Source organism: Caballeronia sp. (genome assembly GCF_049581465.1).
Lineage (GTDB): Bacteria > Pseudomonadota > Gammaproteobacteria > Burkholderiales > Burkholderiaceae > Caballeronia.
This window is the reverse complement of record NZ_JBAUSA010001222.1, coordinates 1-5,895: the sequence shown is the minus strand read 5'-3', so window position 1 is coordinate 5,895 and position 5,895 is coordinate 1. Positions and strand designations below refer to the sequence as shown.

Genomic DNA, 5,895 nt, shown 5'->3' with positions numbered 1-5,895 from the left:
GCTTCAAGCGGACCTGGCGAAGATTGGCGTGAAGGCGCAGGTCAAGGTTATCGAATGGGGTGAGCTGATCAAGGAAGCGAAGCAAGGCCAGCACGACATGTTGTTCATGGGATGGGCCGGGGACAATGGGGACCCGGACAACTATCTGTCACCGCTGTTTAGCTGCGCAGCCATCCGTTCGGGCATCAACTTCGCGCGCTTCTGCGATCCGACGCTTGACCGGTTGATCGACGAAGGCAAGGCATCGGCGGATCTGTCTAAACGGACTAAAGCGTACACGGAAGCGCAGCAAATCATCCACGATCAGGCGGTCTGGATTCCGCTCGCGTATCCGACCGCTTCGGCGTTGACGCGGACGAATGTCAGTGGGTATCGCGTGAGTCCGTTCGGGCGGCAGAATTTTGCCAGCGTCGCGGTGCAGTAAGGCAGCGGCTTTCACTTAAGGCTTGGGAGATACATCAATGCCGTTCAGTCAAAAGCTGAACGGCATTTTTTATCGGTTCTGACGAAGTGTTCGTTTCGATGGCGTTCCCGTCGATTCAAGCCACCGCTCGATGAAGCACAGTCAATTCGATCACCTCGCGCCGGGTAAAACCCAGCTTCCTATAAAGAGCGCTCGCGGCCAGGTTGTCGTCGAATACGTGCAGGAACGGCAGTTCCCCACGATCCAGAATAGCGTTCGACAGCGCGCCGATCAGCTCGCTCGGATATCCCTGTCCCCTAAAATCCGGATGCGTACATACCGCGCTGATCTCCGTGTAGCCGTCGAGGCGCATCCGTTCGCCAGCCATCGCAGCGAGACGCCCATCAACCCGGATGCCAAGATAGGTGCCCAGCCGATACGTCCCGGCCGCGAACGGTCCCGGCTGCGCCAATTCGACCAGCGCCATCATTTCCGGCACGTCATCTGCGCCCAATCGCACCATGCTGGCCGTGTCGACGGTGCGCTGCGTGGCCGCACCAACCATCTGGTCAATGCTCTTCTTGCGCTCGATAGAAAAGTGGCTGGGCGGCGTCACTTCTTCCAGCGTGAACAACGCAACGCGATCGTCCAACGCCGTTAGTCGAGTCAATGCTTCGAAGCCCGTCGCGGACACCTCGGCCATCGCCCCGAATGGCGCGATCTCGGCGGGATAGCGCCGGGCAAGATCGTCGCCTATCGCCAGCGAGTTGTGGCGCGAAGTGAGGGCGGACCAGATGACGTTATCAAGGGGATGCGAGGTTGTACCAGTCATTATCATCTCAGTGAGGACTAAAGCGAATTACGCCATCGGCATTATTGGTTTGCCGTACTAACTCACCGTCCAGCCATAGCAAATGCAAATGGGCAAGCGCTTCGCCCAGTGCGAACGTCATTTGATGGATATCGAGTTTGCGCTTGAACATCATCGGGACGATATCGGCGGCGCTTTGCGGCTTGATCGCGCACGCGTCGCGCACTTCCTGCAGACGCGCCGCGTGATGATCCCGAAGCTGGCCGATCCGCGTGTGCATGCCGCGAAACGGCTTGCCGTGCGAAGGCAGGACCAGCGTATCGGCGGGCATCGCTTCATACCGGCCCAATGACTCCAGGAACAGCGCGAGCGAATTCCCTTCCGGTTCGACATCGAAGACGGAGACGTTGGTGGAAATGCGCGGCAATACCATATCGCCCGAAATAAGCACCTTGGTCTGCGCGCAGAAAAATGCGCAATGCTCCGGCGAATGACCGAAACCCGTCACCACTTCCCACTCGCGGCCGCCAATCTCAAGCACATCGGCATTGCGGATACGCCGGAATTGCGGGGGTATCGATGGGACGAGCCTGGGGTAATACGTGTCGCGCTTGCGCAGGGCATCGAGCGATCCTTCGTCAGTCAGGCCATTGCGCGCAAAGTGTTGCGCCGCGCGTTCGCCGCCCGCGTCGGAACCGCTGCCCGACGCCATCACGCGCGCCATCATGTATTCGCCGTGTGAGATCCAGAGGCGCACGGGATCCCAGCGTTTTTGCGAGCCGCCGTTGCAAATCCAGTCGGCCAGGCCGATGTGATCCGGATGGCAATGCGTGACGATCACACGCAGAACGGGCAGACCGTCGAGCAGCGTCTCGAAGATGCGCTCCCAGTTCGCGCGAATCCCTTCGTCCGCGATACCGCAATCGACGATCGTCCAGCCTTTGACTCCGGCGATCTCGTCGCGCATCACCCAGACGTTGACGTGATCCAGCACGAACGGCAAGGGCATGCGCACCCAGAACACGCCGGGCGTGACTTCCACCGCGTGGCCGGCCTCGGGAATCGTATCGGCGAAAACATAGTCGAGCTGCTGTTCGAGCGCATTCATGCGGATGAGTCTCCGGGTTGTCAGCCGTTGCATTGACGGCAAGTTGACGCTAACGTTAACCTGCAGTTTAACTTCTGCGCCCGAATTTCGTTGAAAACCTGCCGGCTTGCGGTCGCTTATGTCCGCGCTTAATTGTGCTGACATGCGCGCTAGCCTGCGCTTACCTGCGGATTCGCATGACGGAAATGCACTACACGATCACCGAACTGGCGCGCGAATTCGACGTGACGCCGCGTGCAATCCGCTTCTACGAAGATCACGGGCTGCTCGCGCCCGCGCGCGAAGGCGCGAATGGCCTCCGCCGCGCATACTCGGCGCGCGACCGCACGCGGCTCAAGTTGACATTACGCGGCAAGCGGCTCGGATTTACGTTGACCGAGGTGAGCAGGCTGCTCGATCTTTACGATTCGCCCACGGGCACGGTCGCACAGTTGCACGCGTTCCTGGACACCGTTGCGGCGCATCGTGAGGTGCTGGAACGCCAATTGAGCGACCTGACCGCCACGCTCGCCGAACTCGCGGCAGCCGAGGCGCAAGGCCGGGCGATTCTTCTGGCGAATGAGGGAAAAGGCAGCGAAACGCGTGTGCGAAAGCCCAAGGAGCGTGTGGCGAAAAACGCAGCATCGGCGACCTGAGCGCAACTTTTAGCGATACCTCAACCAACACGACGCGCCCGCCAAAGCCGCGCCCGAAGCAAACGGCAACACCCTCCGGCGATACAATATCGCCCGGATTTGAAATGCAGCGCACCCCGTCACGCGGCACCCCAGGGTCGAAATGAATCACTTTCCCAAGTTGCTGTCGTCGCAGATCGCCTTCGATGTCGCGGAAACGCTGCTCGAGGGCTTCGATCGCCACTATCGCGTGTTTCGCGATGCGGCCATCGAGGCGAAGCAGCTCTTTGAAGCCGGGGAGTGGCTTGCTCTGCAGCGGCTTGCGCGGGAACGCATCACGTCGTACGACGATCGCGTGGAAGAGTGCGTGACGCGGCTAGAGGACGAGTACGACGCCGAGAATATCCACGATGAAATCTGGCAGCAGATCAAACTGCATTACATAGGCTTGCTGACGTCGCACCGGCAACCCGAGTGCGCGGAGACGTTCTTCAATTCCGTGTGCTGCAAGATTTTGCATCGCTCGTATTTCAACAACGATTTCATTTTCGTGCGGCCGGCTATATCGACGGAATATATCGAGAACGGCGAACCCGCGGCCAAGCCGACGTATCGCGCGTATTACCCGGCCAAGGACGGACTCACCGCTACCATCGAGCGGATCGTGACGAACTTCCAGCTCGATCCGCCGTTCGAGGATCTCGAACGCGACGTTCAATGTGTGACACGCGCTTTAGTAGAAGCGTTCGCTGATTTCAAGGCCGCGCCGAATTTCCAGATTCACGTTTTGTCGTCGCTGTTCTTTCGCAATAAGGCGGCGTACATCGTCGGGCGGGTCATCAACGCGGACGTCGTGCGGCCGTTCGCCCTGCCGGTGCGTCACGTGCAGCCCGGATTGCTTGCGCTGGATACCGTCTTGTTGCAACACGAACAACTGCTGATCATTTTCAGCTTCTCGCACTCGTACTTTCTCGTCGACATGGAAGTGCCGTCCGCCTACGTGCAATTCCTGCGCTCGATCATGCCGGGCAAACCGAAGGCGGAGATCTATACGTCGGTGGGCCTGCAAAAGCAGGGCAAGAACCTGTTCTATCGCGACTTGCTGCATCACCTGTCGCATTCCAGCGACCAGTTCATTATCGCGCCGGGCATCAAGGGAATGGTGATGCTGGTGTTCACGCTGCCGTCGTTTCCGTATGTGTTCAAGCTGATCAAGGACAGCTTTCCGCCGCCGAAGGAAACCACGCGCAAGAAGATCCAGGACAAGTATCAGCTCGTCAAACGACACGACCGGCTTGGACGCATGGCCGATACGCTCGAATATTCGAGCGTCGCGCTGCCGCTCTCCCGGCTCGACGACGCGCTCATACGTGAGTTGAGGAAGGAAGTACCGTCGATGATCGAATACGAGGGCGACAACCTCGTGATCGAGCATTTGTATATTGAACGACGCATGACGCCGCTGAACCTGTACTTGCAGAACGGCAGCCTTGCAGACATCGAACATGGCATCAGGGAATACGGCAATGCGATCAAGGAACTGATCCAGGCCAACATCTTCCCCGGCGACATGCTGTACAAAAATTTCGGTGTGACACGTCATGGCCGCGTGGTGTTCTATGACTATGACGAGATCGAATACCTCACCGATTGCAACGTGCGCAAAGTGCCGCAGGCACGCAACGAGGAAGACGAGATGTCCGGGGAGCCGTGGTACACCGTCGGGCCGCACGATATTTTTCCCGAAACCTACAATACATTCCTGCTCGGAGACCCGCGCGTGCGCGACGTCTTCATGAAGCATCACGCGGATTTCTTCGATCCTGCTCTTTGGCAAAAGCACAAGGAACTCATCATCAAGGGCGAGATCGCCGATATCTTTCCGTACGAACGCAGTGCTCGCTTTTGCGTTCGTTATCCTGAACGTTTCCCGGCCGACGCACCCGCTGCGCGCGCCGCGTGAAACCCATCCTGCACTGAACTCCCATGTCCAACATTGACCAAGACGCCAGCGCCCATCCGCTCGCGCATTTATTCGACAACAACCTCGCGTGGGTCGAACGCAAACTCTCGGAAGATCCCGAATACTTTTCGCGGCTCGCGCATCAGCAAGCGCCGGAGTATCTGTGGATCGGTTGCTCGGATTCGCGTGTGCCGGCCAATCAGATCATCGGCTTGCCGCCGGGCGAAGTGTTCGTCCACAGGAACATCGCGAATGTGGTCGTGCACTCGGACCTGAATTGTTTGTCCGTGATCCAGTTTGCCGTCGACGTATTGAAGGTCAAGCACATCATGGTCGTCGGCCACTACGGCTGTTCGGGCGTGGGCGCGGCGCTGGTGAGCCTGCGCGTGGGCCTCGCCGACAACTGGTTGCGTCACGTGGAAGATGTGCGCGTGAAGCATGCGGCGTTGCTCGAAGACTGGCCGATGGGCGTCGCGCGGCAACGCCGACTGGTGGAACTCAATACAATCGAACAGACGACGAATGTGTGTCACACGACCATCGTGAAAGATGCATGGGCGCGTGGTCAGGCGCTGACCGTGCATGGCTGGGCCTACGGCGTGCATGACGGGCGCGTGCGCAACATGGGCATGACCATCACCAATAGTGATCAGGTCGAATCCACCTATCAGCAATGCATCGCGGCACTTGCACGCGGTGGTGAACATTTTGCCGAGAACGACGTTCTCGCCGACGATGCCGCACGCCTGGGCGATGTTCCGGGCATCGTGGAAGCGATCGCCAAGGAGATGAAACATGACTGAAGCAACGCGGGATCCGGTAGTAATCGTATCGGCTGCACGTACGCCGATGGCGGCTTTCCAGGGCGATTTTGCCTCCGTGACGGCGCCGCAACTCGGCTCCGTCGCGATTCGCGCGGCGTTCGAGCGCGCGGGGCTTGCACCCGGGCAGATCGAAGAAGCCTTGATGGGATGCGTGCTGCCCGCCGGTCTGGGC

6 protein-coding genes and 1 pseudogene are annotated in these 5,895 nt (G+C 59.3%); 5 read left to right on the top strand and 2 right to left on the bottom strand.

What is annotated here, in order from left to right:
- Positions 1-424, top strand: a 424-nt coding sequence (locus tag WCA53_RS29850) for an ABC transporter substrate-binding protein (RefSeq protein WP_423919801.1), incomplete at its 5' end; no start/stop codon positions are given.
- Positions 425-539: 115 nt separating this feature from the next.
- Here WCA53_RS29850 and WCA53_RS29845 read toward each other — a convergent pair.
- Together WCA53_RS29845 and WCA53_RS29840 are read right to left on the bottom strand one after the other, a co-directional pair.
- Entirely contained in the window at positions 540-1,235 is a 696-nt protein-coding gene (locus WCA53_RS29845; RefSeq protein WP_423919798.1) for a GNAT family N-acetyltransferase, read from the bottom strand.
- 7 nt (positions 1,236-1,242) lie between these two features.
- On the bottom strand, positions 1,243-2,322 hold the full coding sequence (locus WCA53_RS29840) for an MBL fold metallo-hydrolase (protein WP_423919795.1): 1,080 nt from the start codon (positions 2,320-2,322) through the stop codon (positions 1,243-1,245).
- Between the two features lie 176 nt (positions 2,323-2,498).
- Between WCA53_RS29840 and WCA53_RS29835 the strand changes: the two genes are divergently transcribed.
- The 4 genes and pseudogenes from WCA53_RS29835 to WCA53_RS29820 form a co-directional block, all read left to right on the top strand.
- Entirely contained in the window at positions 2,499-2,957 is a 459-nt protein-coding gene (locus WCA53_RS29835) for a MerR family transcriptional regulator (protein WP_423919790.1), read from the top strand.
- 142 nt (positions 2,958-3,099) lie between these two features.
- Positions 3,100-4,899: a bifunctional isocitrate dehydrogenase kinase/phosphatase gene (gene aceK, locus WCA53_RS29830; protein WP_423919785.1), complete on the top strand. Its 1,800-nt coding sequence runs from the start codon at positions 3,100-3,102 to the stop codon at positions 4,897-4,899.
- A 23-nt stretch (positions 4,900-4,922) separates the two neighbouring features.
- Complete coding sequence (can, locus tag WCA53_RS29825; protein ID WP_423919782.1) at positions 4,923-5,702, top strand: carbonate dehydratase; 780 nt, start codon at positions 4,923-4,925, stop codon at positions 5,700-5,702.
- Positions 5,695-5,895 (top strand): annotated as a pseudogene (locus tag WCA53_RS29820) (acetyl-CoA C-acetyltransferase); the annotation flags it as partial. The gene can and the pseudogene WCA53_RS29820, both read left to right, overlap by 8 nt.

Coding starts and splice junctions, on each gene's coding strand:
- WCA53_RS29845 (WP_423919798.1), bottom strand. CDS start 1,235: ATGACTGGTACAACCTCGCATCCCCTTGATAACGTCATCTGGTCCGCC.
- WCA53_RS29840 (WP_423919795.1), bottom strand. CDS start 2,322: ATGAATGCGCTCGAACAGCAGCTCGACTATGTTTTCGCCGATACGATT.
- WCA53_RS29835 (WP_423919790.1), top strand. CDS start 2,499: ATGACGGAAATGCACTACACGATCACCGAACTGGCGCGCGAATTCGAC.
- aceK (WP_423919785.1), top strand. CDS start 3,100: ATGAATCACTTTCCCAAGTTGCTGTCGTCGCAGATCGCCTTCGATGTC.
- can (WP_423919782.1), top strand. CDS start 4,923: ATGTCCAACATTGACCAAGACGCCAGCGCCCATCCGCTCGCGCATTTA.